Source organism: Ectopseudomonas toyotomiensis, assembly GCF_900115695.1.
GTDB lineage: Bacteria > Pseudomonadota > Gammaproteobacteria > Pseudomonadales > Pseudomonadaceae > Aquipseudomonas > Aquipseudomonas toyotomiensis.
This window is the reverse complement of sequence record NZ_FOXK01000010.1, coordinates 12710-38931: the sequence shown is the minus strand read 5'-3', so window position 1 is coordinate 38931 and position 26222 is coordinate 12710. Positions and strand designations below refer to the sequence as shown.

30 protein-coding genes are annotated in these 26222 nt (G+C 64.2%); 17 read left to right on the top strand and 13 right to left on the bottom strand.

What is annotated here, in order from left to right; translation table 11 throughout:
- The first annotated feature begins 58 nt into the window (after positions 1 to 58).
- Positions 59 to 1222 carry a dipeptidase gene (locus BM186_RS19760; RefSeq protein WP_074917726.1) on the top strand — a complete coding sequence of 388 codons (1164 nt, stop codon included), beginning with the start codon at positions 59 to 61 and terminating at the stop codon, positions 1220 to 1222.
- 110 nt (positions 1223 to 1332) lie between these two features.
- The gene (rhlB, locus tag BM186_RS19755) at positions 1333 to 2781 is read left to right on the top strand and encodes an ATP-dependent RNA helicase RhlB (RefSeq protein WP_074917723.1); all 1449 of its coding nucleotides are present in this window, start codon (positions 1333 to 1335) and stop codon (positions 2779 to 2781) included.
- 59 nt (positions 2782 to 2840) lie between these two features.
- Here rhlB and BM186_RS26410 read toward each other — a convergent pair whose 3' ends face one another.
- From BM186_RS26410 to BM186_RS19745, 3 genes are all read right to left on the bottom strand, one after another.
- Entirely contained in the window at positions 2841 to 2972 is a 132-nt protein-coding gene (locus tag BM186_RS26410; RefSeq protein ID WP_455550112.1) for a hypothetical protein, read from the bottom strand.
- A gap of 43 nt (positions 2973 to 3015) precedes the next feature.
- Positions 3016 to 3840 carry an alpha/beta fold hydrolase gene (locus BM186_RS19750; protein WP_074917721.1) on the bottom strand — a complete coding sequence of 275 codons (825 nt, stop codon included), beginning with the start codon at positions 3838 to 3840 and terminating at the stop codon, positions 3016 to 3018.
- A gap of 145 nt (positions 3841 to 3985) precedes the next feature.
- Positions 3986 to 5101 (bottom strand): SMP-30/gluconolactonase/LRE family protein, encoded by a 1116-nt coding sequence (locus tag BM186_RS19745; RefSeq protein WP_074917718.1) that lies wholly within the window; start codon positions 5099 to 5101, stop codon positions 3986 to 3988.
- 214 nt (positions 5102 to 5315) lie between these two features.
- Between BM186_RS19745 and BM186_RS19740 the strand changes: the two genes are divergently transcribed.
- On the top strand, positions 5316 to 5699 hold the full coding sequence (locus BM186_RS19740) for a helix-turn-helix domain-containing protein (RefSeq protein WP_074917715.1): 384 nt from the start codon (positions 5316 to 5318) through the stop codon (positions 5697 to 5699).
- Here the strand turns inward: BM186_RS19740 and BM186_RS19735 are convergent.
- The 3 genes from BM186_RS19735 to BM186_RS19725 form a co-directional block, all read right to left on the bottom strand.
- Positions 5686 to 6639 carry a helix-turn-helix domain-containing protein gene (locus tag BM186_RS19735; RefSeq protein WP_074917712.1) on the bottom strand — a complete coding sequence of 318 codons (954 nt, stop codon included), beginning with the start codon at positions 6637 to 6639 and terminating at the stop codon, positions 5686 to 5688. The genes BM186_RS19740 and BM186_RS19735 overlap by 14 nt on opposite strands.
- A gap of 118 nt (positions 6640 to 6757) precedes the next feature.
- Positions 6758 to 7453 carry an MOSC domain-containing protein gene (locus BM186_RS19730; RefSeq protein ID WP_074917709.1) on the bottom strand — a complete coding sequence of 232 codons (696 nt, stop codon included), beginning with the start codon at positions 7451 to 7453 and terminating at the stop codon, positions 6758 to 6760.
- Positions 7450 to 8016 carry a MarR family winged helix-turn-helix transcriptional regulator gene (locus BM186_RS19725; RefSeq protein ID WP_072426118.1) on the bottom strand — a complete coding sequence of 189 codons (567 nt, stop codon included), beginning with the start codon at positions 8014 to 8016 and terminating at the stop codon, positions 7450 to 7452. Before BM186_RS19725 ends, BM186_RS19730 begins: the two co-directional genes overlap by 4 nt.
- A 117-nt stretch (positions 8017 to 8133) precedes the next feature.
- Here BM186_RS19725 and BM186_RS19720 point away from each other — a divergent pair, with 117 nt between their 5' ends.
- From BM186_RS19720 to BM186_RS19700, 5 genes are read left to right on the top strand one after another with little or no spacing between them, the layout of a single operon-like run.
- Complete coding sequence (locus tag BM186_RS19720; RefSeq protein ID WP_017675260.1) at positions 8134 to 8364, top strand: thioredoxin family protein; 231 nt, start codon at positions 8134 to 8136, stop codon at positions 8362 to 8364.
- Positions 8365 to 8419: 55 nt separating this feature from the next.
- Positions 8420 to 8674, top strand: a complete 255-nt coding sequence (locus tag BM186_RS19715; protein WP_074917707.1) for a DUF2024 family protein — start codon at positions 8420 to 8422, stop codon at positions 8672 to 8674.
- Positions 8675 to 8684: 10 nt separating this feature from the next.
- Complete coding sequence (locus BM186_RS19710) at positions 8685 to 8963, top strand: Rho-binding antiterminator (protein ID WP_074917704.1); 279 nt, start codon at positions 8685 to 8687, stop codon at positions 8961 to 8963.
- 55 nt (positions 8964 to 9018) lie between these two features.
- Positions 9019 to 9297: a cytoplasmic protein gene (locus tag BM186_RS19705; protein ID WP_074917701.1), complete on the top strand. Its 279-nt coding sequence runs from the start codon at positions 9019 to 9021 to the stop codon at positions 9295 to 9297.
- Between the two features lie 7 nt (positions 9298 to 9304).
- Positions 9305 to 10432 carry an NAD(P)/FAD-dependent oxidoreductase gene (locus BM186_RS19700; RefSeq protein ID WP_074917685.1) on the top strand — a complete coding sequence of 376 codons (1128 nt, stop codon included), beginning with the start codon at positions 9305 to 9307 and terminating at the stop codon, positions 10430 to 10432.
- A 96-nt stretch (positions 10433 to 10528) separates the two neighbouring features.
- On the opposite strand, the gene BM186_RS19695 is transcribed toward BM186_RS19700, so the two are convergent.
- From BM186_RS19695 to BM186_RS19685, 3 genes are all read right to left on the bottom strand, one after another.
- On the bottom strand, positions 10529 to 10825 hold the full coding sequence (locus tag BM186_RS19695; RefSeq protein WP_074917682.1) for a hypothetical protein: 297 nt from the start codon (positions 10823 to 10825) through the stop codon (positions 10529 to 10531).
- A 62-nt stretch (positions 10826 to 10887) separates the two neighbouring features.
- Positions 10888 to 11874 carry a TerC family protein gene (locus BM186_RS19690; protein ID WP_072426124.1) on the bottom strand — a complete coding sequence of 329 codons (987 nt, stop codon included), beginning with the start codon at positions 11872 to 11874 and terminating at the stop codon, positions 10888 to 10890.
- A 183-nt stretch (positions 11875 to 12057) separates the two neighbouring features.
- Complete coding sequence (locus BM186_RS19685) at positions 12058 to 14421, bottom strand: DNA polymerase II (protein ID WP_174892495.1); 2364 nt, start codon at positions 14419 to 14421, stop codon at positions 12058 to 12060.
- A 209-nt stretch (positions 14422 to 14630) separates the two neighbouring features.
- On the opposite strand from BM186_RS19685, the gene BM186_RS19680 reads away from it, so the two are divergent.
- From BM186_RS19680 to BM186_RS19670, 3 genes are read left to right on the top strand one after another with little or no spacing between them, the layout of a single operon-like run.
- On the top strand, positions 14631 to 15059 hold the full coding sequence (locus BM186_RS19680; protein ID WP_174892496.1) for a group II truncated hemoglobin: 429 nt from the start codon (positions 14631 to 14633) through the stop codon (positions 15057 to 15059).
- 1 nt (position 15060) lies between these two features.
- Positions 15061 to 15399 carry an FKBP-type peptidyl-prolyl cis-trans isomerase gene (locus BM186_RS19675; protein WP_059392951.1) on the top strand — a complete coding sequence of 113 codons (339 nt, stop codon included), beginning with the start codon at positions 15061 to 15063 and terminating at the stop codon, positions 15397 to 15399.
- A complete protein-coding gene (locus BM186_RS19670) occupies positions 15392 to 16318 on the top strand; it encodes a class I SAM-dependent methyltransferase (RefSeq protein ID WP_074917674.1) in 927 nt (308 codons plus the stop codon). Before BM186_RS19675 ends, BM186_RS19670 begins: the two co-directional genes overlap by 8 nt.
- A 123-nt stretch (positions 16319 to 16441) precedes the next feature.
- Here the strand turns inward: BM186_RS19670 and norR are convergent, their stop codons facing one another.
- Complete coding sequence (norR, locus tag BM186_RS19665; RefSeq protein ID WP_074917671.1) at positions 16442 to 17992, bottom strand: nitric oxide reductase transcriptional regulator NorR; 1551 nt, start codon at positions 17990 to 17992, stop codon at positions 16442 to 16444.
- Positions 17993 to 18184: 192 nt separating this feature from the next.
- On the opposite strand from norR, the gene hmpA reads away from it, so the two are divergent.
- The 3 genes from hmpA to BM186_RS19650 are packed head-to-tail and all read left to right on the top strand — an operon-like array spanning position 18185 to position 20798.
- A complete protein-coding gene (gene hmpA, locus BM186_RS19660) occupies positions 18185 to 19366 on the top strand; it encodes an NO-inducible flavohemoprotein (protein WP_074917669.1) in 1182 nt (393 codons plus the stop codon).
- Positions 19367 to 19384: 18 nt separating this feature from the next.
- The gene (locus BM186_RS19655; RefSeq protein WP_074917666.1) at positions 19385 to 19636 is read left to right on the top strand and encodes a transmembrane sensor/regulator PpyR; all 252 of its coding nucleotides are present in this window, start codon (positions 19385 to 19387) and stop codon (positions 19634 to 19636) included.
- Entirely contained in the window at positions 19623 to 20798 is a 1176-nt protein-coding gene (locus BM186_RS19650; RefSeq protein WP_074917663.1) for an NnrS family protein, read from the top strand. Before BM186_RS19655 ends, BM186_RS19650 begins: the two co-directional genes overlap by 14 nt.
- 29 nt (positions 20799 to 20827) lie before the next feature.
- Here the strand turns inward: BM186_RS19650 and rimI are convergent, their stop codons facing one another.
- Genes rimI through BM186_RS19635 form a run of 3 tightly spaced genes read right to left on the bottom strand, consistent with a single transcriptional unit; the run spans position 20828 to position 23051 of the window.
- Complete coding sequence (gene rimI / locus BM186_RS19645; protein WP_021488733.1) at positions 20828 to 21280, bottom strand: ribosomal protein S18-alanine N-acetyltransferase; 453 nt, start codon at positions 21278 to 21280, stop codon at positions 20828 to 20830.
- Between the two features lie 32 nt (positions 21281 to 21312).
- Entirely contained in the window at positions 21313 to 22092 is a 780-nt protein-coding gene (locus BM186_RS19640) for an energy transducer TonB (RefSeq protein ID WP_093053442.1), read from the bottom strand.
- A 20-nt stretch (positions 22093 to 22112) separates the two neighbouring features.
- Complete coding sequence (locus BM186_RS19635; protein WP_074917658.1) at positions 22113 to 23051, bottom strand: LysR family transcriptional regulator; 939 nt, start codon at positions 23049 to 23051, stop codon at positions 22113 to 22115.
- Between the two features lie 110 nt (positions 23052 to 23161).
- Between BM186_RS19635 and BM186_RS19630 the strand changes: the two genes are divergently transcribed.
- The 3 genes from BM186_RS19630 to BM186_RS19620 are packed head-to-tail and all read left to right on the top strand — an operon-like array spanning position 23162 to position 26189.
- Positions 23162 to 24511 carry an acyclic terpene utilization AtuA family protein gene (locus BM186_RS19630; RefSeq protein WP_074917657.1) on the top strand — a complete coding sequence of 450 codons (1350 nt, stop codon included), beginning with the start codon at positions 23162 to 23164 and terminating at the stop codon, positions 24509 to 24511.
- Positions 24511 to 24831: an AtuA-related protein gene (locus tag BM186_RS19625; protein WP_074917654.1), complete on the top strand. Its 321-nt coding sequence runs from the start codon at positions 24511 to 24513 to the stop codon at positions 24829 to 24831. Before BM186_RS19630 ends, BM186_RS19625 begins: the two co-directional genes overlap by 1 nt.
- Before the next feature lie 50 nt (positions 24832 to 24881).
- Entirely contained in the window at positions 24882 to 26189 is a 1308-nt protein-coding gene (locus tag BM186_RS19620; RefSeq protein ID WP_074917651.1) for a CitMHS family transporter, read from the top strand.
- The last annotated feature ends 33 nt before the right edge of the window (positions 26190 to 26222 follow it).

Genomic DNA, 26222 nt, shown 5'->3' with positions numbered 1-26222 from the left:
GTGCGCAACGCTTGCCTGATAGAGTGACGGGCATAACAACACGCCTGGATGGCTCCTCATGCGCAAACTACTGATCGTCCTGCTTCTGCTGATTCCTCTCTCTGCCCTCGCCGTTCTGGGCCTGCCCCAGGTACTCGACGCGCAAATGAACAGCGTCGCCAGCCCGCCCCCTTACCCGGCCAGCGCCAGTGCGCAGAAGCTGCACCAGGGGCTGTTCGTCGCCGACCTGCACGACGACGCCCTGCTCTGGGAGCGCGACCTGCTCAAACGCTACGACTACGGTCACTCCGATCTGCCGCGCATGCTCGAAGGCCGCCTCGGCCTGCAGGTGTTCTCCACCGTGACCAAGACGCCACGCGGGCTGAACATGGAGAGCAACGCCGCCGACAGCGACAACATCACCCTGCTGGCCATGGCCCAGCGCTGGCCGCGGGAAACCTGGAACAGCCTGCTGCAGCGCGCCCTGTACCAGGCGCAGAAGCTGCAGGATGCGGCGCAGGCCAGCGAAGGGCGCCTGGTGCTGATCCGCAGCCGCGCGGACCTGGCCCGTTTCATCAAGGCCTGGGACCAAGACCCGCAGCGTGTGGCAGGCCTGCTCGCCACCGAGGGCCTGCAGCCCATCGAGAACCAGCTGGATAACGTCGATACGCTCTTTGATGCTGGCTTTCGTATCGCCGGTCTGACCCACTTCTTCGATAACGAAGTGGGCGGTTCGGCCCACGGCCTGGCAAAAGGCGGACTGACGCCACTGGGGCGCCAGGTCATCGCGCGCCTGGAAGAAAAAGCCATGCTGGTCGACCTGGCCCATGCCTCGCGCCCACTGATCGATGACGTATTGGCCATGGCCACGCGCCCGGTGCTGGTCTCGCACACCGGGGTCGAGGGCACCTGCCCCGGCACGCGCAACCTCAGCGACAAGCATCTGCAGGCCATCGCCGCCACGGGCGGGGTGATCGGTATCGGCTACTGGAGCACCGCCGTGTGCGACACCTCGGTCGCGGCCATAGTCCGCGCCATCCGCTATACGGTGGACAAGGTCGGCGTCGAGCACGTCGCCCTGGGCTCGGACTTCAACGGCACCGTGCATACACCATTCGACGTCACCGGCCTGGCGCAAATTACCGAGGGGCTGCAAACCGCCGGCTTCGACAATGACGCCATTGCCGCGATCATGGGCGGCAATGTACAGCGCCTGCTGCTGGCCAGCCTGCCGGAGAAATGAGGCACTGGGCACACGCTCCTCTTGACAGACGCGAGCGAAGCACTTCGCCACGCCCGCGTCTTGCATTACACTGGCGGGCGTTCACTCCTTAACCAGTCGATGAGAAGCCCGTGCTCAAAGCACTCAAGAAAATGTTCGGCAAAGCCGAAGACGAGCAGCCACAACCAGTGCCGTCACCCGTAACAGCGCCCGCCCAGAGCGGTGACGCAGAGCAGAAGCGTCCCCGCAAGAACAAGCCCGCCCGCACTGCCAGCGAGAGCGCAGGCGATAGTCCGGCGCAGCAACAGCCCCGCCCGCCCAAGGCCGACAAGCCACGCCGCGAGCGCCCAGCCAAGCCAGTAAGCACCTGGAAACTGGCAGATTTCGTGGTCGAGCCGGCCGAAGGCAAGACCCGTTTCCATGACTTCAAGCTCGCCCCCGAGCTGATGCATGCCATTCATGATCTGGGCTTCCCCTACTGCACGCCGATCCAGGCTGGCGTACTGGGCTACACCCTCAAGGGCCAGGACGCCATTGGCCGCGCCCAGACCGGCACCGGCAAGACCGCTGCGTTCCTCATTTCGATCATCACCCAGCTGCTGCAGACCCCGCCGCCGAAAGAGCGCTACATGGGCGAGCCACGCGCGCTGATCATCGCGCCGACCCGCGAACTGGTGGTGCAGATCGCCAAGGACGCTGCCGAGCTGACCAAGTACACCGGCCTCAACGTCATGCAGTTCGTCGGCGGCATGGACTTCGACAAGCAGCTCAAACAACTGGAATCGCGCTTCTGCGACATCCTCGTGGCCACCCCGGGCCGCCTGCTGGACTTCAACCAGCGCGGCGAAGTGCACCTGGACATGGTCGAGGTGATGGTGCTGGACGAAGCCGACCGCATGCTCGACATGGGCTTCATCCCGCAGGTGCGCCAGATCATTCGCCAGACGCCGATGAAAGGTGACCGCCAGACCCTGCTGTTCTCCGCCACCTTCACCGAAGACGTGATGAACTTGGCCAAGCAATGGACGGTCAACCCGGCCATCGTCGAGATCGAGCCGGAGAACGTCGCCAGCGATACCGTCGAGCAGCATGTGTACGCCGTAGCCTCGGCTGACAAGTACAAGCTGCTGTACAACCTGATCAGCCAGAACGACTGGACGCGGGTCATGGTCTTCGCCAACCGCAAGGACGAAGTACGGCGCATCGAAGAGCGCCTGACCCGCGACGGCATCAGCGCCGTGCAGATGTCCGGCGACATTCCCCAGCACAAGCGTATCCGCGCCCTGGAAGGCTTCCGCGAAGGCAAGATCCGCGTCATGGTAGCCACCGACGTCGCCGGTCGCGGCATCCACGTCGATGCCATCAGCCACGTGATCAACTTCACCCTGCCGGAAGACCCGGACGACTACGTGCACCGCATCGGCCGTACCGGCCGCGCCGGCACCAGCGGCACCTCGATCAGCTTCGCCGGCGAAGACGATGCCTTCGCCCTGCCGCCGATCGAAGCGCTGATCGGCCGCAAGATCCAGTGCGAAATGCCGCCGGACGAACTGCTCAAGCCGGTACCGCGCAAGCACTGAGCCTGCGCAGGTGGAACCAAGGCGAAGCCGCGAGGCTTCGCCTTTTTAATGCCTGAGCGTCAGTCACCCAAACCCAGCGCCCTGGCCACCCCCGCACCATAAGCGGGATCAGCCTTGCTCAGCGTCCATAGGCCGCCAGGGAAGTGGTCGTTCTGGATATCCACGACGATCAGGGCTGTCTTGCTACTCATGGGTCAATCCTCAAAATGACATTGAATGGCCGTTGCTGGCCGATCAGCTACGCAGGAAGGCCAGCATGTCCGCACCCAGTTGTTCCTTGTGGGTATCGGTGATGCCGTGAGGCGCGCCGGGATAGATGACCAGCTTGGCGTGTGGCACCAACTTGGCCGAAGCTCTAGCAGCGGCGTCCACGGGCACGATCTGGTCGTCATCGCCATGCAGGATCAGCGTCGGCACATCGAACTTCTTCAGGTCGTCGCTGAAGTCGGTTTCGGAGAAAGCCTTGATGCAGTCATAGGCATTCTTGTGACCCACCATCATGCCCTGCATCCAGAACGCGTCGATCACTCCCTGCGAGGGTTTGGCACCGGGGCGGTTGTAGCCAAAGAACGGCCCACTGGCGACGTCGCGGTACAGCTGCGAACGATCAGCTAGCGATGCCGCGCGTATGCCATCGAATACCGAGAGTGGCAGACCACCCGGATTGGCCTCGGTCTGCACCATCAACGGCGGAACAGCGGCAATCAGCCCCGCCTTGGCCACCCGGGCGGTACCATGCCGGCCGATATAACGCGCCACCTCACCGCCACCAGTGGAAAAACCGAACAGCGAAGCGCCACGCACATCCAAATGATCGAGCAGTGCAGCCAGATCATCGGCGTAGGTGTTCATTTCGTTGCCATTCCAGGGCTGGCTGGAGCGTCCATGACCACGTCGGTCATGAGCGATCACCCGATAGCCGTTGCTGGCCAGGAACATCATCTGCGCCTCCCAGCTATCGGAGTTCAGTGGCCAGCCATGGCTGAGCACCACGACCGGGCCGCTGCCCCAGTCCTTGTAGTAGATTTGTGTACCGTCGCGTGTGGTGATGGTGCCCATGGTTCTACGCCCTCCATTCTCGGTTTGCGGATGGGCAGTGCCGGGGCCAGCGCCCCGCACGCAACCGCCCAGGGGTAACAACATCACCGTTGCCAGCGCGGCAGAGCCGAGCAGCAATTGGCGACGTCCGTTATTCAAAGGTTGTTCAGGGGTTTGCGGCATGAGTTGCCCCTCCCTTGGCCGAAGATCGCGGCAGACGCAGCCGCACCAGATTCCAGGTACGCACCTGCTCTTCCCACTCGTCACCTTCGGTGGGGGTCAATGGCAGCGCCAGATTGCTGATCACCATCCAGTCGCCCTGCACCACGCTGCTGGCAGGGAACAGCAAGCCCAACGGGGCTCCGCTGGCACTGAGGCCCTGGAAACCACCGGCACGTATACGGATCAGCCCCTGTTCATCGACTCCCAGAAGCTGGTCGACCTGGTTGGCCAGCAGCCACAGCAGACCGTCGTGAAACAGCAGACCATCGGCTCCAGGCAGGCTTTCGGCCACCACCTGCAACTCACCGCCAGGCAGCGGCATGCGCAGCAGACGACCGTCACCCGCGTTGTTGATATAGAGATGGCGCTCGCCATCATCGAGGGCTAGTCCATTGGCGCCAAAGGGCAGGAAGCTCGCCGTCGCGAGGAGCGGATCACGCGACAGCACCTCAAGCGAACAGGGTCTGCAGTGCGTGGCGTCAGCGATTCGATACAGCACGCCCTGGAAGGAGTCGGACACATAGAGATCACCATTGCCGGCGAACACCAGGCCGTTGGGAGCAGGCATGCCACTGGCAGCGAACTCGATCCGGTCCTGGCTGCCGTCCGGGTTGTCCACCATGCGAGCCGCCGTGGCTGGAGGAACGAGCCGGGGGAAATCGAGCATATCCTCCACCGGGGTGTCCGCCGTGAAATCGGCCAGGATGCGTTGCAGCTTGCCGGCACCGAAATTGAGGATGTAGAGCTGGCCGTCGGCATAGCCCAGCCCGGTCAGCGGCATGCCGGCGAATGATCGCTGCGCCAGCAGGCGGCCATCGGCTGCGTAACGAAGCAGTTGATTGTTGCGCTCGGAGGCGGGCTGGCGCATATCGAACGTGCCGACGTAGATGTCGCCGTTACGTGGGTTGGTTGCCAGGCCTTCGGGGTAGCGCACCCCTGACGGCAACTCGACGAATGGCTCGACCTCCAGCACCTGCGGCCCGAGCGGCTGCGCCTGGCTGGCGGCAAACGCACCGGCCAGCACCAGACAGATGCCCAAGCTGCACGTCGACGGACTCATATAGCCTCCCCTCGCGTCGATCCACATCGAACGCTTCTGAAGGCTCGTCAGCTCGAACGGCGACTGGCGAGCGTTGAGTCGATGCTCGCCGTAGTGAGTGGTCGCTCACTACGTAAAATCGGCAAATCTCACTGCCTGGCGATTTGCCTGTTTTACGTAGCGAGCACCGTTGCACGCGCGCAACCTGAGTGCTCCCCCCGGCCAGGACACCGCCATGCAACTGCGAATGACGCCTCGCCAGCGCGCTCGCCAGGCCTCCCATGAGCAATTGCTGCAGCAGGTGCTGGCGCTGCTACCGCTGGCCGGTGGGCGCACGCCACGTCTGACCGAGCTATGTCGAATGGTGGGCGTCAGTGAGCGGACCTTGCGCAGCGCCTTCGTGCATACGCTGGGCATGGCGCCGGCACGTTATCTGCGCCTGCGACGCCTGCACCTGCTGCGCGCCGCGCTGGCCATAGCCGATGGGCAACAGAACAGCGTCGCGGCGATTGCACAACGTTTCGGTTATACCGACTGCGGACGTATGGCTGCGGAGTACTACAGAGTTTTCGGCGAGTATCCCAGTACCACCTTGCAGCGACCGCTCAACGCGGGTTGAACGGCCCGGTGAGAGCGCGGCGACTGCGCAGTGATTGCGACGGCAACTCACCGAAATAGAGCCGGTACAAACCTGCGAAGCGACCGAAATCCCATACCCCGAAACGGGCACAGATCTCGGTGATGGTCTCATCGGCTTGCGCATGCACAATTGCCCGGCGGATCGCATGAAGACGATGCTGCATGAGATAGCGGTGCGGGCTCATGCCCAGATAGCGGGTGAACAGATTGCGTAATGTGCGCTCCGAGGTGCTGCACGCCTGACACAGATCGGACATATGCAGCGGCGCATCCGGTGTCACCTCCAGCAGCTCCAGGGCACGGCGGAGAATCTGCTGATGCCCGGCGTGATTTCGCGGAGCCAGCGTCACCGGCAACAGGCTGCGAAACACCAGCGCCATCAACTCTGCCTGTGCTGCACGCTCGGCCGCCGGAACATGCAGGTCCTGCGGCGCACAGTGGTCGATGCGTAACAGACGCAGCGCCAGCCATACCAGCGGCGCCAGATCCTGTTGAGCCACGCAGACCAGGTTGCGGGAAAGAATCGACAGATCGAACTCATCTTCATGCTGCTGCGCCCAGCGCAGTACCAGCTCGCATGACATAGCCACCGTCATCCAGCTCGCTGGCTGGCTAGCATCGATGTGGAACATGGCGTCAGGCACCATCCAGCCGATAAATCGAGGGTCGAGGCGCTTGCCGCCCAATACCGTGCATTCGTGCCTGCTCAGCGGCAGGAAGATATTGAAGAAGCCCGGCAGACCGACGCCACTATAGACCGTGCCCGCCCCCTCACGCCCGAACATCAGCGCCACGCCATCAAGCTCGACGACACGTAAACGCCAGTCGCGCTGCTGCCGTGAACGCAGCAGATAACGGCCCTCTACCCCGTACAAGGCCTCCTCGAACTCATCGAAGTCGGCGCAGATCAACCTGCTCATCTTGCCCCCACGGCAAACGCTAGGCGCTTGGTATAGAACCACCTGGAATCAACAAGAGAAACCAGTGTAGAAGCATTCGCATCCGTTTGCCGTTCCAGTTATCTGCGCATTTCGCTCGCTACCCGATGATGTCTGTGCCTTGCAGCCGAGGCGCCCAGTCCTCGACCTCGACTTTTTCCAGGCGTCGCTCTAGGGTTCTGCGCCAGGACGGCACCAGCGGCAGGGCCAGGCATTCACGCAACAGTTCAGGCTCCACGCGCTTGTCGAACAACACCGCCGAAAGACGGCTGAGCGGCCAATCGGCATGAATGCGCTCCACCACCTGCAGCCGGTCTCCCACGCCAACCACGCCTTCCTGCAGAACCCGGTAATACCAACCGGTACGGCCGGACTGCTGCACCCTTAGCGCCAGGTTGGCAACGCCGAAGCGATCACTCAGTTTCCAGCACGGCATGCGCCCTTGGGAAACCTGCAGCAGGGCGGACCCCGCACGTATGAGGTCGCCCAGACAGACGTCATCTTCGGTCCAGCCCGTGGTGCTGAAGTTTTCGCCGAAAGCACCGGGTTGCATCAGCAGTGGATGCTCGCCCAACTCGGCCAGCCAGGCGGCGTAGTGTTCGCGCGGGTAGTGGTGGATGGCCTTTTCCACGCCGCCATGCACCCGCAGGTCGCCCTGCTCGTCTCCGGCCAGCCCCAGCGTGGTCACCGCCAGCGCTTCCTGGCGTGGCACCTTGGCAATGCCGCTGCGCGAGCCAGGCCGGGTGAAAGGCTGGGCACGGCCCGTCAGCAATGCATCGAGTTGCAGGCTGTTCATGCGGCCTCCGGGGGCTGATGTTCGCGGCAGATCAATTTGGCATCGCTTGGCTGCAGCGGCTCCTGGGTCAGGCCGCAGAACGGCTGGCCATCGACCTTCTGGTGAAAACGGCAGCTGCCACAGAGACCGAAGCCCGGCACATCGGTGTCGCGCTGAATTTCCCGCAGAAGATCGGTCAGCAGATTTTTCAACTGCCCTGCCTGGGCCCCCAGGCGCGCTTCGCCAGCAGCGAGGAAATCCGGCGGCAGCAGCGCCTGCAGCAACGCCCAGGCCGGGTCGGTGAGCGCCAGGTGCACGCTGCGCTTATCGCGTGCGTCCTGCGTCTTGATGATCAGCCCCTTGCCTTCCAGCGCCTTGAGCGACTGCGACACCGTGCCCTTGGTCAGGCCGAGGTAATCGGTCACCCCCAGCGGTGTATTCGAATAGTGGTTGCAGCGCGCCAGGTACATCAGCGCACTGAGCTGGATGGGCTGCAACTCGGCCAGCAGCGGGTGCTGGCGAAACCAGATACGGGTTAGGCTGGAAAGTCTTTCGAGCAGATCGAAGAGAGTCGTGTCGGTCATGTATCACTCCTGTCGAAACATAGTATCGACTAAATACCATGTTGACAAAGATCGATTTGAGCGTAGCCTGTGACTCAGTATCGATTCGATACCAAAGTGACGAACAGGAGATTGACCATGACTCAAGCACGCTTCTATCACGCCGGTTGCCCCGTCTGCGTATCGGCCGAACAGACCCTGTTGAACCTGCTGGCTCCAGAGGTGAAGGTGGAGATCGTTCACCTCGGCGAACAGGCCACCCGAGTGGCGGAAGCCGAACAGGCCGGGGTCAAGTCAGTCCCCGCACTGGTGGTCGACGGCCAGGTGCTGCACCTGAACTTCGGCGCGTCCATCGACGACCTGAAGTAACCCAGAGCGTGCGAGACGCCCTGCGGCGTCTCGCTCCCCAGCGAGGAGAAACGATATGAAGGTGAATGTTTTCGATACCCACGTACGCACGCGCGACGGCCGTTACCTGCACTTCGATGTACTGATCGAGGGTAACGACCAGGGGCGAGCCAACCAGTTCGCCCAAGACTGGATGGCCGAACGCGGCCTGCAAGGCGACGATATCGAACAAAGCCACTGCCAGTTCTGCCACAGCGAGCCCGCACACCCCGAAGTCGCCGCGGCCATCAGCAGCAAAGGCTATTTCATCATTCCTCTGCAAGGCTGCTAGGAGACGCCCCATGAACGCGTATCGCCCCTTGAACTGCGACCTGCACGACTACCTGGAAATTGCCTGCATGCATGGCTATCGCTTGCTGATCGAACGACTCGAAGGTCCGAGCTTCGAGGCCAGGGCGCTGACCACGCGCACGACAGCCAGCAAGGAAGAATTTCTGGTGGTGCAAGGCGAAACCGGCCAGCAGGAGCTGCGCCTGGATCGGTTGCTGGCCATCACCCCGCTCAACACCGGCGCCAGCTTCGGCCGGATCGTGCTGGCTGACAGTTACTGGGCCGTCTGACCGCCTCTCGTCTGCCTGAAACCAGGTCGCATTGCCATCCGAGGATGAATCACCCATGCCCATCTTCCGACTTACCATCCGCCATGACGATCAGTTGCTTGGGCACTTCGAGTCCGATCTGCCTGCGGCACTGCAGGCCATCCGGAAAATCGCTGCCAGCCTGAGCGCGTCAGGGTACAGTCTCGACCTGCTCGTGGCGCACAGCGAACGGCGCCTGCTGGAAAGTGGCCCTGACGGCGTGCGCATGATCAGCCGGGAGCCACTGTTCGTCCCTGCACCTCTCGAGCAGTACCTGGACAGCGCCCCTGACGAAATCACCTTGCACAGTGGATAGACGCGGCATGCAGCATTGCGATTACCTGATCATCGGCGCCGGCATTGCCGGCGCGTCCACCGGCTACTTTCTCGCTAGCCACGGCAAGACGCTGCTGCTAGAACGCGAGGCGCAGCCCGGTTATCACGCCACCGGCCGCTCGGCCGCGCTCTACACCGTGGCCTACGGTACGCCGCAGGTCCGCGCACTGACGGCCGCCAGCCGCGCCTTCTACGATGCCCCGCCAGCCGGTTTCGCCGAGCATCCCTTGCTCACGCCGCGTGGCGAGCTGGTGGTGGATTTCAGTGGTGACGCCGCCGAGTTGCAGCGCCAGTACGAGCAAGCCCGTGAACATGTCGCCGAGGCTCGTCTGCTCGACGCTGACGAGGCCTGCGCGCTGGTTCCGGTGCTGCGCCGTGAGCGCGTGCATGGCGCACTGCTGGACCCCAGCGCCGCCGATATCGATACCGCGGCGCTGCACCAGGGTTACCTGCGTGGCATCCGCCAGCAAGGTGGGGAGATTCACTGCAACCGCGACGTGGTATCGATCGTGCGCCATGCTGGCGGCTGGCAGGTGGATTGCTCCGGGCAAAGCTATTGGGCAACGATGCTGATCAATGCGGCCGGTGCCTGGTGCGATGAGATCGCGCACCTGGCCGGGCTGCCCGGCATCGGCCTGCAACCCAAACGCCGCGCGGCCTTCACCTTTGCCGGTCCGCCGGGTGTCGACTGCCAGGCCTGGCCGGCGCTGGTGAGCCTGGACGAGTCCTTCTACTTCAAACCCGATGCCGGCCTGCTGCTGGGCTCACCGGCCAATGCCGACCCGGTGGCGCCGCATGACGTGCAACCGGAAGAGCTGGATATCGCACTGGGAATCCATCAGATCGAGGCACACACCACCTTGCAGATTCGCCGCCCGGCGCATACATGGGCCGGCCTGCGCAGCTTCGTCGCCGACGGCGATCTGGTCGGCGGCTTCGACACTCACGCAGATGACTTCTTCTGGGTAGCAGCACAGGGCGGCTATGGCATCCAGACCAGCGCGGCCATGGGTCAGGCCTGTGCGGCGCTGATCCTCCGGCAGCCGCTGCCGGAGCACTTGGTAAAAGCCGGCCTCAATGAGGCGATACTCAGCCCAGGGCGCCTGCTGCGCTGAGCAGTTGGAAGGTGTTCAGCCGCCAGTGGCCTCGGTTTTATTGAGGCCAACTGCCGCCTCACACACTCAACTCCATTACCCGATCCTGCCCTGGAATCAGGTTTCCACACCCTGTTCGAGTGGTTTCTCAGGCTCTTCCTGCTGTGCCTCGGTGTCCTGCTCCTTATCATCCTTGCCCAAGGCGCGATTGGTGGACTCCTGCAGAGAGTCCACTTGGCGATTGAGCTCATCGACCACTTCGCCGACCGACTCCTCGATCAGCGCCTGCGCTTCCTTCTTCGCCTCCTCCGCGAGTTTCTGCGCTGACTGTTCGGCCGCATCGCAGCCGACCAGAGTTATCAACGCCAGGCCCAGTGCGACAGGCGCGAGTCGGTTTTTCCAGTGTGTGTACATCATGGCTCTCCAGTTTCGAGGACCCGGCCAGACGTTATGCATAGCCGGGTTAGCGTCTGTGTTCAGATCTGCGCGGGTGGCTGGCCACGGGTCTTGTACAGCGACAGCAGCACACCACCGATCAGCAGGCCCAGGGTTACGCTCAGGGACACCGCCGCCGGAATCTTGCCGATGATGCCGACCAGGAAGATCTTCGCGCCGATGAACACCAGCACCAGCGCCAGCGCGTACTTGAGGTAGGCGAAGCGGTGGATCAGCGCGGCCAGGGCGAAATACAGGGCGCGCAGGCCGAGGATGGCGAAGATGTTCGAGGTGTAGACGATGAATGGATCCTGGGTGATGGCGAAGATCGCCGGTACGCTGTCGATGGCGAACAACAGGTCGGCGCACTCGATCAGGATCAGCGCCAGGAACAGCGGCGTCACCCACAGCACGCTGCGTCCCTGACCATCGTCCTGGCGGACGAAAAAGCGCTGACCGTGGAGATTCTCGGTCACGCGCAGGTGCTTGCGCAGGAACTTCACCAGCACGTTGTTCTGCAGATCAGGCGCATCATCGAGCTTGGAAAACAGCATCTTCACGCCGGTGAAGAACAGGAAAGCGCCGAACACGTAGAGGATCCAGTCGAACTCATGGATCAGCGCGGCGCCCAGGCCGATCATGATCGCCCGCAGCACCAGCACGCCCATGATTCCCCAGAACAGCACCTTGTGCTGGTACTGCCGTGGGATGGCCAGAAAGCTGAAGATCATGGCCATGAGAAACACGTTGTCCATCGACAGCGATTTCTCGATCAGAAAGCCGGTGAGGTAATCCATGCTGGCGTCGCCGCCCTTCTGGAAGAACACCCAGACGCCGAACAGCAGACCCGCAGTGATGTAGCCGGCCGACAGCAACAGGCTTTCGCGCACGCCGATTTCGCGGTTGTCGCGATGCAGCACACCAAGGTCGAAAGCCAGCAGAGAGATGACGACAGCGATGAAGACCAGCCACAACCAGGTGGCCGTGCCGAGGAAGTCGGCGAAGAGGAACGGTTCTAGGGCAGTCATGAGCCCCTCCTACAGTCAGATTGAACAGACTGTGATTCCGACATCGCGGTGTTAACCGCCAGAGGGGCCCGGCATCACGGGCGCCAATATATGCAGCCCGCGAACGCCACTCAACGGGGCGAATTTTGCAAAGTATTTCACGCCAAGTGATCGTCCTGCGGCGCAAACCGGCCACGAGCCTTTTCAGAATAACCCCAGCTGGCCGTCCACCAGCCGCTCGAACTCGCCGCCGACAAAAGGCAGGATGGCATCGGCCACCGGCTTCAGTTGGCGGCTGATGTAGTGCTCGTAGTCAACCGGCGACAGCAGGCGCTCCAGCGGTTGCGGCCCGCCGGTGGTGATCAGGTAGCTGATCCAGCCGCCACGCTGATATTGCAGCGGCCGGCCAAGACGCTGGTTGTGCTCGTCGGCCAGGCGCGCGGCGCGTACGTGCGGCGGTACGTTGCGCTGGTAGTCGTCGAGGCGCCGACGCAAACGCTTGCGATAGACCAGCAACTCGTCCAGCTCACCGGCCAGGGTGCGCTTCACATAATCGCGCACGAAGTCCTCATAGGGCTGGCCGGCGAACACCAGGCGATACAGCTCCTGCTGAAAGCGCTGAGCCAGCGGCGACCAGTCTGTGCGTACCGTTTCCAGCCCCTTGAATACCATGCGCTCGCTGCCATCGGCGGCACATACCAGGCCGGCGTAGCGCTTCTTGCTGCCCTCTTCGGTGCCACGGATAGTGGGCATGAGAAAGCGTCGATAATGGGTTTCGTACTGCAACTCCAGCGCGCTGGTCAGGCCGTATTCCTGCTGCAGATGCTCACGCCACCAGGCGTTCACGCGGGCCACCAGTGCGCGGCCGATGCGCGTTGCCTCGGCCTCGTCGTGGGCGCGACCGAGCCAGACGAAGGTGGAATCGGTATCGCCGTAGATCACCGCATGCCCCTCGGCTTCGATCAGCTCACGGGTACGCTTCATGATCTGATGTCCACGCAGGGTGATGGACGAAGCCAGGCGTGGATCGAAGAAACGGCAGCCGCTGGAACCGAGCACGCCGTAGAAAGCGTTCATGATGATCTTCAGCGCCTGCGACAAGGCCGCGTTGCCGTCACGCTTGGCCACCTCACGGCCCTGCCAGACGCGCTCGACGATGGCCGGCAGGCAGTGCCGGGTACGCGAGAAGCGCGCGCCGCGAAAGCCCTCCACCGAGTGTTCGTCATCCGGCTGGTGCAAGCCTTCGACCAGGCCCAGCGGGTCGATCAAAAAGCTGCGGATGATCGACGGATACAGGCTCTTGTAGTCCAGCACCAGCACCGAGTCGTACAGACCAGGGCGCGAATCCATGACGAAGCCACCGGGGCTGTTCTCGCCGCGAATGTCGCCGAGGTTCGGCGCGACGAAACCCAGGCGGTGCATGGGCGGCAGGTACAGGTGGGTGAAAGCCGCCACCGAGCCACCGCTGCGGTCGGCGGCCAGGCCGGTGACACTGGAGCGTTCGAGGAGGAAAGCGAGCAGATCGGTGTGGGCGAAGATGCGCGTGACCAGCTCGCAGTCCTTGAGGTTGTACCGGGCCAACGCGGGCTTTTCCTCATCGAACATGCGCTGGATCTCGTCCATGCGCGCATAGGGCGTGTCGATGGCCTTGCCCTCGCCGAGCAACGTCTGCGCCACCGACTCCAGGCTGAACGAGGGGAAACTCCAGGTCGCCGAACGCAACGCCTCGATACCATCGATGATCAGCCGCCCGGCCGCCTCGGCGAAGTAGTGCTGGCTGCTGTTGTGCTGGCGCCAGCCCATCACGTCGCCGCCACGCCCCAGCAGCAGCGGCACCTTGAGTTGCTCGGCGTGATCGCGCAGCACGCGCAGGTCGAACTGCACCAGGTTCCAGCCGATGATGGCGTCCGGGTCATGCCGCTGCAGCCAGTCATTCAGGCGTTCGAGCAGCACCTTGCGGCTATCGCAGTACTCCAGGTCGAAGTCGACGATGCTGGCGTCGCCATTGGCTGGGCCGAGCATGTACACCTGGCGCTGCCCGCAGCCTTCCAGGGCGATGGAATACAGCTCGCCACGGGCGCTGGTCTCGATATCCAGCGACACCAGGCGCAGCGTCGGGCGGTAGTCGGGAGCCGGTTTGAGCGACTTGCACAGCAGGCTGCCGCCTTCCTGCTCGATACCGTCGAACAGCACGCTGGCGGTGATAAAGCGCTCCATCAGGTAGCGATCCGGCGGTCGGATATCGGCCTCGTAGACATCCACGCCGACCTGACGCAGCTTCTTCTCCAGCTGCAGCAACTGGCGGTACTGGCGGCAGTACAGGCCCAGCACCGGACGACGCTTGAAGTCGCGCAAGGCCAACTCACGCAGCTCGACGCCCTGCTCGGTGCGCAGCAACGGCTCGGCCCAGGCGCGCTGCTCGGCGGGAATGAAAGCCACCGTCTCCTGGCACGGCAGACGTATCTGGCGCGGGCCGGCGTCGGTCGCCAGCCAGAAGGCCACTTCCGTGCCCTCCGGCGTATCACGCCAATGGCGGCTGAGCACGAAGCCTTGCTGGGGTTGCGTCATCATCTTTTCAGGCAAGCACGATCTGCTCCCTCTCCCGCTTGCGGGAGAGGGCTGGGGAGAGGGTGTGAGCTTTTCCCCTCTCCCCCGGCCCTCTCCCATAAATGGGAGAGGGGAGAAACAGCCTCTGCAGTTGCCCATTACCTCAAACCAAACTGGCCGGCCATTCTACGCGAGCGGTTACAATGGCGCCTTTTCCGCGGAATAACGCGATGAGCCACACCCCTCCCTACGGCACCGGCGATGCCTCCTACCAGGCTGCCGGTGGCATCGACGGCCTGCGCCACCTGGTCGATGATTTCTACCGACTGATGGACGAACGCCCTGAGGCTGCTGCCCTGCGCGCACTGCACCCCGCCGACCTCAACGCCTCGCGCGACAAGCTGGCGTGCTTCTTGAGCGGCTGGCTGGGCGGGCCACGCCTGTTCGCCGAGAAATACGGCAGCATCAGCATTCCGGCCTTTCATGCGCAGTGGCCGATCGATCAGGCGCTGGCCGAAAGCTGGCTGAGCTGCATGGCCGGCGCCATCGCCCTGCAAGGCTATGCGCCAGCCTTCGCCGACTACCTGCTGACCCAGCTGCGCGTCCCCGCGGAACGCTCGGTACAGGCCAGCCAAAACCGTCATCGCAAGGAAACCTGATATGACTGACGAACTGATCATCGAAGACCTGCAACTCGGCGACGGCAAGGCCGTGGTCAAGGGCGCCCTGATCACCACCCAGTACCGCGGCTGGCTGGCCGACGGCAGCGAGTTCGACTCCTCCTGGTCGCGCGGCAAACCGTTCCAGTGCGTGATCGGCACCGGCCGGGTAATCAAGGGCTGGGACCAGGGCCTGATGGGCATGCAGGTGGGTGGCAAACGCAAGCTGCAGGTGCCGGCCCATCTGGGTTATGGCGAGCGCAGCGTCGGCTCGATTCCACCCAACTCCAACCTGACCTTCGAGATCGAGCTGCTGGAAGTGCTGACCCGCGATGACTGACACCGCCCTCGCCACCCTGCGCGAGCACCTGCTGCAGGCATTGGAAAACCACCCCGGCACCGAGACCCGCCGCCTGTTCCATGGCCGCGGCCGCTGCTGGCCAGGGCTGGAGCAGATCACCGTCGACTGGCTCTCCGGTATCGTCTTGGTGATGCTGTTCCGCGAGCCATCGCCGGCGCTGCGGCCGCTGCTGATCGAGTTGCTAGCAACGCCGCAATGGCAGGCCAGCGGCGCGCGCGGCCTGTTGCTGCAGCACCGCTATGTACAGGGCAGTGAGAGCGAATGGCTGGCCGGCGAGCCGCAGGCGCAATGGCCGATCATCGAGGACGGCCTGCACTACCTGCTGGATCTGGGCAGCAAGCAAAATAGCGGGCTGTTCCTCGACATGCGCCTGGGTCGCCACTGGGTACGCGAGCAGGCCGCCGGCAAGCGCGTGCTCAACCTGTTCGCCTACACCTGCGGCTTCTCCGTCGCGGCCATCGCCGGTGGTGCCGCGCACGTGGTCAACCTGGATATGGCGCGCGCCGCACTGTCCCGCGGGCGCGACAACCATCGCCTGAACGGGCACGACCTGGGCCGGGTGGAATTTCTCGGCCACGAGCTGTTCAAGTCCTGGGGCAAGGTGCGCAAAAGCGGGCCGTACGATCTGGTGATCATCGACCCGCCGAGCTTTCAGAAAGGCAGCTTCGCCCTCACCCAGGACTACGCCAAGATTCTCCGGCGCCTGCCCGAGCTGCTGACCGAGCACGGCACCGTGCTGGCCTGCGTCAACGACCCGGACATCGGCCCGGACTTTCTCATCGACAGCATGACCGCCGAAGCCCCGCAGCTGCGCTTCGTCGCACGCCTGGACAACCCGCCGGAGTTTCCCGATATCTCGCCCGAGAGCGGCCTGAAGGCGCTGGTGTTCCGGCTTTAATCATCCCCCAACGCGGCACCGATTGTGGGAGTCCCGCCCCGGGGCGAAACTCTTGCCTCTGCGCTGCTGGCTCGATCACATTCGCCGCGAGGCGCGGCTCCTACAAAAGCCTCTTGCTCTTCCCTACCGAATACCCAGCCGTTTGGCCAAACGGCTGAGGTTGGCACGATCCACGCCCAGCTCACGCGCCGCATCGGCCCATTTGCCCTGATGGCGCGCCAGACACTGCTCGATCAATTGGCGCTGAAAAACATCCACCGCCGTGCGCAATTCCACACCCTCCGGCACCGGCTCGTCGGGCGCCAGCACCGTATCGACAGTGGCGCTCGTGTCGCTAACGGGCAAGTCCAGATCCTGCACATCCAGACTGAGAATACGCGGGCGCTCGCCGTGACGCGCCAGCGCCTTGATCGCGGCACGGCCGATCAGGTGCTCCAGCTCGCGTACGTTGCCCGGCCAGTCGTGACCGAGCAGCGCCTTCTGCGCCTCAGGGCTCAGGCGCAGGCTGCGCAACCCCAGGCGTGCGCGGTTCTCTTCGAGAAAATAGCCGGCCAGCAGCAACACATCGCGACCACGCTCGCGCAGCGGCGGCACCGGCAACGGGTAAACGCTAAGGCGGTGATACAGGTCGGCACGAAATCGTCCGGCACGCACCTCAGCCGCCAGGTCGCGGTTGGTGGCGGCGATCACCCGCACGTCGACGCGGTGCTCGCGATCCGAACCGACCCGCTGCAACTGCCCACTCTGTAGCACGCGCAGCAGCTTGGCCTGGATCGCCAGCGGCAACTCGCCCACCTCGTCGAGAAATAGGCTGCCGCCATCGGCCAACTCGAACTTGCCGCTGCGCTCGCTCATGGCTCCGGAAAAGGCGCCACGCACATGACCGAACAGCTCACTCTCCACCAACGCATCGGGCAACGCCGCACAGTTGATGCTGACCAGCGGCCGCTGCGCACGTGGCGAAGCGGCGTGGATCGCCTCGGCCACCAACTCCTTGCCGACCCCGGTCTCGCCGGTGATCAGCACCGTCAGCGGGCTGTCACCGACCAGGCGAATCTCGTCCTGCAGCTTGCGCAGCGCCGCGCTCTGCCCCACCAGCTCGCGCGGTTGCTGCCGCGCCTGTTTGTAAAGCTCGGTGAGCTGGCGCTCGGCCTCGACCCGCTGCGCCAGGCCGCTGATGCGCTGGCTGACCTTGACCGTGGCCGCGGCCAGGCTGGCGAATGCCTCGAGGCTGTCCAGATCGAGCCGACCGAAACTGGCCGGGTCGAGCGAATCCAGGGTCAGCAGGCCCCAGAGCTGCTCGTCCAGGTACAGCGGGCAACCGAGGCAGTCGTGCACTTCCAGGTGGCCATGCAGCCCCTCCACCAGACCGTCGTAGGGGTCAGGCAAGCCGCAGTCGGCGGCGAAACGTGTCGGCCCGGCATGCTCCAGCAGCGCGGCCAGACGCGGATGCTCGCTGACCCTGAAGCGCCGTCCCAGCGTATCGGGGCTCAGCCCCTCGACCGCCAGCGGCACCAGAACTTCGCCATCGAGCCGCAGCAGCGCCACGGCATCGCAAGGAAAGAGCTGGCGCAAGGCGGCGAGCAGGCGGCGATAACGCTCGCCGTCGTCCAGCTCGCGAGACAGATCGGCGACCAGGGGAATAAGAGTTTCCAGCAGAGGATTAGCGGTCATTTCGACTACTCAAAGTCATTATGACTCACGCGCAAGGCGAGTCATTAACACAACAAAATAAGTAAGCAACTGATATTTAAGGATTATTTAATTGGCACGCTTACTGATAGGTATCTATCGCTAACGCTAGCACGCCACAACTGGCCAGACGAGCCACACCGGCGCCTTTATTTGCCTTGCGGAGATAACCCTATGCTGACCCATGCTCAACGTGACCTGATCAAAGCCACAGTGCCGCTGCTGGAAAGCGGCGGCGAAGCGCTGACCACGCATTTCTACCGGATGATGCTCAGCGAATACCCCGAGGTACGCCCGCTGTTCAACCAGGCGCACCAGGCCAGCGGTGACCAGCCGCGCGCCCTGGCCAATGGCGTGCTGATGTACGCCCGCCATATCGACCGCCTCGAAGCCCTCGGCCCGCTGGTGCGTCAGGTGGTGAACAAACACGTGGCCCTGCAGATTCTCCCCGAGCACTACCCCATCGTTGGCGGCTGCCTGCTGCGCGCGATCCGCGAGGTGCTGGGTGCCGAGATCGCTACCGACGCGGTGATCGAAGCCTGGGCCGTGGCTTACCAGCAACTGGCCGATATTTTCATCGGCGCCGAAGAGCAGCTCTATACCGAGAATGCAGCGGCGCCGGGCGGCTGGCGCGGCGCACGCAGCTTCCGCGTGGCGCGCAAGGTGGTAGAGAGCGCCGAGATCACCTCCTTCCACCTGGTGCCGGCCGACGGCGGCGCCCTGCTCGACCATCAACCCGGCCAGTACATCGGCATGCGCCTGCTGCTGGATGGCGAAGAAGTGCGCCGTAACTACTCGCTGTCGGCCCTGGCCAACGGTCGCGAATACCGCATCAGCGTCAAGCGCGAGGTTGGCGGCCGTGTCTCCAATCACCTGCACGATAACGTTCAGGTCGGCGACGAACTCGAACTGTTCCCACCATCTGGCGAGTTCACCCTGAGCGCCTCGGACAAACCGCTGGCCCTGATCAGTGCCGGCGTCGGCATCACCCCAGCGCTGGCCATGCTCGACGCGGCGCGGCACAGCGGCCGTCCCATCCACTTCATCCACTGCGCGCGCAATGCCGAGGTGCACGCTTTCCGCGACTGGGTCGATGGCCATGCCGCCGAGCATCCGCAGATTCGCCATTACGTCTGCTACAGCGAACCGCGCGAGGGTGACAGGGCCGACGCCACCGGTTTTCTGAGCCGCGATCTGCTGGAGCAATGGCTCCCGGCCGAGCGCGATCTGGACGCCTACTTCCTCGGCCCGAAACCCTTCATGGCACAGGTCAAGCGTCATCTGCAGGCACTGGGCGTTCCCGCCGAGCAAAGCCGCTACGAGTTCTTCGGCCCGGCCTCGGCACTGGATAACTGATCAATCAGGAGGTAAACCATGTATCCGCTCAATCTTCCACCTGCGCAGATTCTTCATCTGTCCAGCCAACTGCTCTGGAGCGGCCTGATTCTGCTACTCGTCGGGCTGGTCGCGGCCTACGGCCTGGAGAGGCACCTGAATATGCCGACACTGGTGCTCGCGCACAGCCTGACGCTGCTCGGCCCCAGCATCTTGAAGATCGGTTATGTGCTGCGCCTGATCGCTCAGGAGCGCCTGAACGACAGGGCATGTGCTCATGCAGTTGCTTGATCGCCAGCAGGCCCTGGCCATTGCGCCACTCTGGCGCCTTGGCTTTCGGCCGTTCTTCCTCGCTGGCACCCTGTTCGCCCTGCTCGCCGTCGCCCTCTGGGCGGCGGTGCTGCAAGGCCTGACAAACCCAGCGGTGCCCGGCGGCCTGTTGGCCTGGCATCGCCACGAAATGCCCTTCGGCTTCGGCCTGGCAATCATCGCCGGCTTCCTGCTCACTGCCGTACAGAACTGGACGGGCCACCCCGGCCTCAGCGGGCGGCCGTTGATCGCGTTGTTCGGCTTGTGGCTGGCGGCGCGTCTGGCCTGGTTCACATCCGTACCGCTACCCCTGCTGATCGCCATGCAACTGGCCTTTATCGGTCTGCTCATCGCGCAGATGGCGCGCCAGCTGATCGCTGCCCGGCAACGCAACAACTATCCGATTCTGCTGGTACTGAGCCTGCTCGCGCTGTGCCAGTCCCTCACCCTCGCCGGCCTGGCACTGGGCGACGATGGCCTGCAACGCCGTGGCGCACTGGCCGCCCTTTGGCTGATTGCCGTAATGCTGAGCCTGATCGGTGGCCGCGTGATCCCCTTCTTCACTCAGCGCGGCCTGGGGCGGGCCGAGGCCTTCGCCGCCCATCCCTGGCAGGACCGTCTGCTGCTGGCCTGCGGTGTGCTGGTCGCGGCGCTGTTCGCCAGCGGGCACAATCTACAGGCCCGCCCATGGCTGGCCGCACCGTTCATCCTGCTGAGCGCGCTGCACGGCCTGCGTCTGTGGCGCTGGTACCTGCGCGGCATCTGGCACGTGCCGCTGCTGTGGTCGCTGCACCTGGCCTACGCCTGGCTTTTGCTCGCTACGCTCGGCATGGCCGCCTGGCACCTGGGTTGGCTAGCGCAACCCAGCCTGGCCAGCCACGCGCTGGCGGTGGGTGCGATGGGCGGGCTGATCCTGGCGATGATGGCGCGGGTCAGCCTCGGCCACACCGGCCGCGCGCTGCAACCGCCAAAAGCAATGCCTTGGGCCTTCGGTCTGCTCAATCTGGGCGCGCTGATTCGGGTCACATGCGGTGGCGGCTGGCTATGGTTGGCAGCGCTTTGCTGGGGCGTGGCCTTCGCCCTGTTCGCCTGGCATTACGCACCGATGCTGTGTCGGGCGCGGGTGGATGGTCATCCGGGGTGATTCTAGGTGCGCACGGCGCCCCCCTATGATCAATCGACCAGCGTGCAGGCCATCACCAGCGCATCTTCACGCCCGCCGACTGCCGGGTAGTAATCGCGGCGGCGCCCCACTTCGTTGAAGCCGAAGCGCTCGTACAGACGGTAGGCACTCTGGTTGCTGGCGCGCACTTCGAGGAAGCACTCGCGCCCGCCCAGCTCGTAGGCCTCTTTCATCAGGTGTTCGAGCAGACGCAAACCGAGGCCGCGGCCCTGGCTTTCCGGCTTGACGGTGATATTGAGCAGATGCGCTTCGTCGAGGATCAGGTTGATCACACCATGACCGACCTGCTGATTGCCCTCGAACATCAGCCAGCAGTTATAGGACTTGAGGCTGTCGGTGAAGATGCCGCGCGTCCAGGGGTGGCTGAAGGCGGCGTATTCGATTTTCAGTACGGCATCGAGATCCGCCTCGGTCATCGGGCGGAAGGAAATCGCATCGCTCATTGGGCGTAACTCAGGCACAAAGACGGGGGTTCTCAGGAATGAGCGGGGGCTGACCAACGCTGGCGAACGCGCCGCATGGCCTGCCAGAGTTCGCGCTTGCGCGCCGGCTCTTCCATCAACAGTTCCAGGCCTGGCATGGCCCAACAGGCGCCAAGACCTTCGACCTGCAGTTCGCGGTTGTAGCTATGCTCGTCGCCCTCACCGGCGAAGCGAATGGCCGGCAGGCCAACCAGCCACAGACAGGTACTCGGCTGTTCTTCGAGGCGCGCTGCGACGAAGCTCTGCACGAACTCCAGTGCCGCTTGCGGGCCTTGATCCATATTGCCGCGCACCAATAGCGGCCAACGCACTGGTTCGCCGAGCAACTGCGGGCTGTCCGGCAGACCGGCGGCGCGCAGCAGATCCTTGAGCAGGATGTAGGCCGGGTCACGGCTCTGGAAAGGCTGACCGGTGGGCAGCTCCACCAGCAGGGCGCAATCGCCGGCTCGCAGCAACTGCAGGGAAAAACGCGGCGGCGGAGCACTGACCCGAGCCGGCTTTTCCTCGACAGGCTCCGGCTCCGCCACCGGTTCGACAACCGCCTGGCGCGGCTGGGCGCCCGGGCGCGGAATTTCGATCTTCGGCCGTTCGACCGGAGCCTCGCGTACCGGCTCGGCCACCGGCTCGCTCACGATATCCAGTGGCGCTTCGGCAGGCGGCGGCGCCAGCAACTCGGCACGCGATGGCGCGGCAAAGGGCAGCTCGGTACGCGGCAGCCAGGTGGCTACCTGCATGGCATCGAGGTAGGCGCGACGGCGCAGCTCGGCGTTCAAACCAGAAGTATCCAGTACAGTCATTTGATAGGGGGGCGATTGTCGCGTGAATCGAGGGGCGCGGATAGTCCCTGAGCGTCGCCCACCTGTTGCCGCAACAGGGCAATGAAGACCTGCGCAGGCGGGCTCAGGTAGCACGGCTTGCGCTGCAGCAGACCGATGCTGCGCGCCGGCGCTTGGCTGAGGACGTGCACAGCGAGGCTGCCATCGCTGTTGAAAGTGTCGGCAACGCTGGCCGGCAGCAGGGCGAAGCCCAATCCCGCACGCGCCAGCGCGGCGGCGCTGCTCATGTAGGCGACCTCCCAAGCAGGATCACGCTGCAACCCCATACGGAGCAGGGTTTCATCGGCCATGCCGCGCAGGCTGGTGTCGCGGGTGGTGGCGACGTAGTCCTGCTCACGTAGCGCAGCGAGCAAGGCCTTGCCGCGCAGGCGTTCGTGACCGCGTACCAGCAGCACCAGGCTGTCGTCGTACAGCGGCTGGAAATCCAGCGCGCCGAGGTCGTCGACCGCCGAGGTGATGGCGAAATCCACCTCGGCCGCACTCACCCACTGGCGGATTTCTCCGGCGCGGCCGTCGTGCAGGCTGATGTCGATACCGGGATACCGTCGCCGGTATTCCTGCAGCACCCGTGGCAAGGGCTCGATGGCCACCGACGGCAACACGGCGATGCGCAGCGAACCACTCTCCAGATGCAGTTGCTCATGCGCATCGTGCACGGCGTTGTCCATGTCACGCAGCAGGCGGCGAGCCTGTTCGAGAAAACGCTGGCCGGCGGCGGTCAGCTCCACGCTGCGCGTGTTGCGCGCCAGCAGCGACAAGCCGAGGGCATCCTCGAGTTTGCGCAGGCTGTAACTAAGCGCCGGCTGTGACAGGTAAACCTGCTCGGCCGCGCGACTGAAACTGCGGTGTTCGGCAATCAGGACAAAGGCCTGAAGTTGGCGAAAGCTGATGTCCATGGTTCGGCAACTTATAAAATCCTCTTATCAATTCATATCACATTTCGAATTCACAACTAAATCCACAGGCATCACCCTGGCTGCATACCTGACCATGAAATGGATCGACAATGACCACAACAGTCCATATCGGGTGCGGCGCGGGCTTCGCCAATGATCGTCCCGATGCCGCGCTGGCGCTGGCCAACGACCTCGCCGGTCGCGACGGCCGGCGCTTCCTGTTCTTCGAACTGCTGGCCGAGCGCACCCTGGCCGAAGCCCAGCTACGCCGCCTAAACGATGCCCAAAGCGGCTACGCCCTGCGCCTGTTCGACTTTCTCGAACCGGTGCTGGAAACCTGCCTGGACGCCGGTATCGCCATCGTCACCAACGGTGGCGCAGCCAACCCGACCGCCGCCGCCACGCGCCTGCGCCAGCAGTTGCAGGGCACAGGTCACGCTTCGGCACGCATCGCCTGCGTACTGGGCGACGATCTGCTGAACAGCGACATCGATCTGCAGCAGTGGCTGCCGGCGCAACTCGACGGCGAAGTGGTCTCGGTCAATGTCTACAGCGGTGCCGATGGCATCGTCCAGGCGCTCGATCAGGGCGCCGACATCGTCCTCTGCGGCCGTGTCGCCGACCCCAGCCTGGCGGTCGGCCCGTTGCGCCACGCCTTCGGTTGGCAGGCCGATGACTGGGAGCGCATCGCCCAGGCCACGGCAGTCGGCCACCTGCTCGAATGCTGCACCCAGGTCAGCGGCGGTTACTTCGCTCACCCCGGTTTGAAGGACGTACCGGATCTGGCCAATGTCGGCTGCCCCATCGCCAGTGTCACGGCCGATGGACGGATCACTATCGGCAAGGCGGCCGGCACCGGCGGCTGCGTCACCGAGCGCACGGTCAAGGAGCAGTTGCTCTACGAGGTGCATGACCCGGCCAGCTATCTGACCCCGGATGTGATCATGGACCTGAGCCAGGTTCATGTCCGGCAGATCGCAACCGATCAGGTGGCGGTCGAGGGCGTACGCGGCAAACCGCAGCCGACGCACCTCAAGGGTCTGGTCGGCCTGCGCGGCAAGTGGTTCGCCGAAGCGGAGATTTCCTACGCGGGCCCTGGCGCCGTGGTTAGAGCAGCGCTGGCCCGCGACATCCTGCTGCAGCGCTGCGCCAGGCTGGCGCCGCAACTCACGCCGTGGATCGATGTGATCGGCGTCGCCAGCCTGTTCAACGATGTCAGCGGCCAGTGGCTGCAGCAGCGCCTGGCACAGGCGGTCGACTGCCAGGACGTGCGCCTGCGCATCAGTTTCCTGGATCGCGACAAGGCCCTGCTGGAACGCCTGCTGCTCGATGCCGAATCGCTCTATACCAACGGCCCCGCCGGCGGTGGTGGCGTACGCCGGCATATCGGCGAATCCCTCGGCACCGCCAGTTTCCTCATCGAGCGCACTGCGGTGCGGCAACAGCTGGAGTGGTTCTGATGACCGATGTACTGCTGTGCGACTACGCCCACGCCCGCGCTGGCGACAAGGGCAACACCCTCAGCGTGGCGGTGTTCGCCTTCGCGGCAGAGCACTACGCCTGGCTGGCCCGTGAGCTGACCTGCGAGCGCGTGGCCAGCTGCCTGAACCACCGCGCCATCGGCACGGTGAAACGCTATGAGCTGCCGAACCTGGGCGGTCTCAACTTCGTGGTGGAGAACGCTCTGGAAGGTGGCGTCAACGCCAGCCCCGGGCTGGATCGTCACGGCAAGAGCCTGAGTTACGCGCTGCTCGGCCTGAGGCTGCCGCCTCCGGACTGAGCTGCCCTTTCCCCGCTGTCTCCAACAATAACAACACCGGAGAGATCGACATGATCACCGCCCTGGGCTTCGGCCTGATGTTTCTCATCGTCACCCTGATCCTGCTACGCCGGATCAGCCCGCTGGTCGCCTTCGTCACCCTGCCGGTGATCGCCAGTGCCCTCGCCGGCTTCGGCCTGGGGGAAATCGGCAAGTTCATCACCGAGGGGCTGAAGGCCGTGGCCCCGACGGCTACGTTGTTCATCTTCGCCATCCTCTACTTCGGCATCATGCGCGAGCGTGGCCTGTTCGCGCCGCTGGTCAACTTCCTGCTGCGCAGCACCGGCGGCAAGCCGCTGGCCGTGGCGGTGGTGACCGTTGCAGTGACGGCGGTGACCCATCTGGACGGCATCGGCGCCGCGACCTTCCTGCTGGTGATTCCCGCCCTGCTGCCGTTGTACCTGCGCCTGGGCATGAAACGCGAAATGCTCCTGTGCCTGGTGGTGCTCAGCGCCGGGGTGATGAACATGGTGCCCTGGGGCGGTACCACGGCACGCGCTTCGGCGGTGTCCGGCATCGACGCCTCGCAGCTGTGGATCTCGCTGATTCCCGTGCAGGCAGTAGGCCTGGCACTGGTCATGGCTCTGGCGGTATTCCTTGGGCTGCGTGCCCAGCGCAGCTTTCATGGTCATGGCATGATCGCCGGCCACGAAGCCGCGCAGGTGGATGAGTCTGGCGACGACAGCCGTCAGTTGAGCCCAATGAGCTGGCGCTACTGGGCCAACCTGGCGCTGACACTGGCCATCCTCGTCTGCCTGTTTACCGGCGCCTTTCCACTATTCGCCTGCTTCATGGTCGGCCTCGGCGTCGCTCTGGTGCTCAACTACCCGAGCCTGGCGGAGCAGAACCAGGCTCTATTGCGCCACGCCAGCGATGCCATGCAGATGGCCCTGGTGATGCTCGCAGCCGGCATCCTGCTCGGCGTGCTGTCCGGCGCCGGCATGTCCGATGGCATGGCGCACTGGATGATCAACGTGCTGCCCGAAGGCTCGGCCAACTGGCTGCACGTGATCATCGGCGCCTTCGGCGTGCCGCTGGGCATGCTGTTCTCGCCAGACGCCTACTACTTCGCTCTGCTGCCGGTGATCCGCGATGTCGCCGTGGCGGCTGGCGTCGACCCGGCTTCAGTGGCCAACGCCATGCTGATCGGTGAGAACACCGGCTTCGGCATAAGCCCGGTAGTGCCGAGCGTTTACCTGGCCATCGGCCTGGCCGGCGTCGAGCTGTACAAGCACATCCGCTACACCGTGCTGTGGGCCTGGGGCATCAGCCTGGTGATGCTGGCAGCGGCCATGCTGTTTGGTGTGGTGACCATCTGAGACTGCTCTGAAACGAAAAAAAGGATCGCCGAG